General features: G+C 33.4%; 2 protein-coding genes. Both read left to right on the top strand.

Going from position 1 to position 1,883, the window contains the following annotated elements; translation table 11 throughout:
- Positions 1-219: 219 nt before the first annotated feature.
- The gene (locus EKL97_RS15485) at positions 220-1,185 is read left to right on the top strand and encodes a Fic family protein (RefSeq protein WP_126569307.1); all 966 of its coding nucleotides are present in this window, start codon (positions 220-222) and stop codon (positions 1,183-1,185) included.
- 219 nt (positions 1,186-1,404) lie between these two features.
- The coding region (locus EKL97_RS15480) for a transposase (protein WP_148104000.1) at positions 1,405-1,883 on the top strand (479 nt) is incomplete at its 3' end.

The following is a 1,883-nucleotide window of genomic DNA, read 5'->3' as shown; positions in this document are numbered from 1 at the left end:
TCCTACTTTTGAGGAATTGGAAGTGCATGCAAGGCACACACAACCATTTTGAGCTAGCTGGAGTTTAGTGGAATTATCGTTTCGCATCAAGTTTTCGTTAAGCCGAAAATTAAGAGGTTACGAACTTCCAGCCATCTCAAAGTGGCATAACGTTAGCAACAATAATTTTGGAGACTGCAGAAAAAATGCTACTTTTGATAGTATCAAATGATAGTATCAATGAAACCACCATACGACATAACGCTTAAAATTTTAAAATTGATAAGTTCTATTTCCGAAAAAATTGGAGAAGTAAACGCTAATTATCTAAATAAGCAATCTCCACAACTTCGTAAACAAAATAGAATCAAAACTATACACTCATCTTTACAGATTGAAGGTAATACATTAACTGAGGAACAAATTACTGCATTGATTGAAAACAAAAGAGTAATTGGTCCAAAAAAAGATGTCTTAGAAGTATTAAATGCTATTACGGTTTATGACAAACTTGAAGAATATAAGTTTTCATCTGATAAAAACTTTTTAAAAGCACATCTTGAGTTAATGAATGGTCTAATTGAGAGTGCAGGAAAATATAGAAAACAAGGTGTTGGAATAGTTAAAGGAACAAAAGTAGAACACATTGCACCACCTCATGAAAATGTTCCGCATCTAATGAAAGATTTATTTGAATATCTTAAAGACTCTGATGAATTAACATTAATAAAAAGTTGTGTTTTTCATTATGAAATGGAATTCATACATCCTTTTTTAGATGGTAATGGAAGAATGGGAAGATTATGGCAAACTTTAATTTTAATGTCTGAATATCCAATTTTTGAGTTTTTGCCATTTGAAACATTAATTAGCCAAACGCAAGATGATTATTATAAATCTTTGTCATTAAGTGATAAATCAGGAAAATCAACATGTTTTATAGAATACATGCTTGATGTAATTGATAAATCTTTAGGCAGTTTACTTAATTACAATAATAGAATTTTAAAAGACTTAGACAGATTAGAATACTTTCTAAAACTTGGCATAAAAGAATTTACTAGAAAAGATTATATGAATATTTTCAAAGACCTTTCTTCTGCAACTGCTAGTAGAGATTTGAAAAAGGGAATCGAATTAAACATGTTTGAAAGTGTTGGTAATCTGAACAAAACGAAATACATTGTGAATAATTACTGTTGCTAACACACGCTACAAGCAATTTGGGGATTTGGCTGAATTTGAAGTTGGTTTTGTATTTGGAAGATTTGGCAAATCCGAACAATGGGCTTAATTTAGTCCCAAACTGCTTGTAGCGCGAGAACGTCAAACTGTCTAATAACCTCCTTTCTCTATGTTAGATAATTTGTACAAAAAATCGTTCAAATAATTTGCATAATTCGTTGGTTTTATGTATATTTAAGCATGAAATTCATCAACGGAACCAACAGAAACCAACTCCCGCTATTTGCCTCATCGATTGATGATGCCATTGCGCAAGACAACGAAATCAGACTCATTGACCTTTTTGTAGACCGTCTTAAACTCGCTGATTTTGGATTCATTTTCGATTTTGTCGAGAACGGAAGACCCGCTTATCATCCTTCGGATTTACTCAAACTCTTTATTTACGGCTACCTCAATCGCATGCGTTCCTCCAGAACTTTGGAGAAAGAATGCAATCGTAACATTGAACTCATCTGGCTTTTGAAAGGTTTGGTTCCGGACCACAACACCATTGCTAATTTCCGAAAAGACAATTCTAAAGCCATTGCTCGCGTTTTTCGGGCAACAGTTAAACTAGCGACACACTTTGAACTCATCGGTGGTGCTTTGGTTGCTGGAGACAGTACCAAACTCAGAGCGCAAAACTCCAAGAAAAACAATTTTAATCCCAACAAAAT

This window comes from Flavobacterium sp. LS1P28, assembly GCF_003970335.1.
Lineage (GTDB): Bacteria > Bacteroidota > Bacteroidia > Flavobacteriales > Flavobacteriaceae > Flavobacterium.
This window is presented reverse-complemented; position numbering and strand designations above follow the sequence as displayed.

Bases quoted from the DNA above. Each gene is read 5' to 3' on its own strand.
- EKL97_RS15485 (WP_126569307.1), top strand. From the start codon at position 220: ATGAAACCACCATACGACATAACGCTTAAAATTTTAAAATTGATAAGT.